This window comes from Oleiphilus sp. HI0123 (assembly GCF_001635315.1).
On record NZ_LWGE01000164.1, the window covers coordinates 1 to 391 of the forward strand.

The window sequence follows — 391 nt, forward strand, 5'->3', positions numbered from 1 at the left end:
ACGGCAACGTCACAGCCGGCTTTTTACGAGAATAGGCGCTGCAAACTGTCGGCCGGCTATGTGGATGGCGGCGAATTCCTGTTGTTCGACGGGGAGATACGGCAGGCAAGGGACCTGCGTGAGAGCGTGACGGATCGAGTTCTTGATCTGCTGGTGACGGACAAAAGCATGCCGCGCAATTACGCCGTGGCGGTTGGGGCGCTGAATGCCGGCCACACGATGAAGGACCGCGCTGAACTAGCGTTCAAAGGCTTTCGCGATCTCGGGGTAAAGATTGGCTACATCTGCGACCTGATGCCGGGCATCAAGTTCCCGCGTGGGTTTACCTATGCCGGGGATGCCAAAAAGTTGCTGCGGGAAGTATGCCGAGCCACTCAGACATCGTGGAGCA

General features: G+C 58.3%; 1 protein-coding gene. It reads left to right on the forward strand.

All coding sequences use genetic code 11. The annotated features are described in order from the left end of the window. Nucleotides 1-60 precede the first annotated feature (60 nt). The coding region (locus A3761_RS26600; protein WP_231881115.1) for a hypothetical protein at nt 61-391 on the forward strand (331 nt) is incomplete at its 3' end.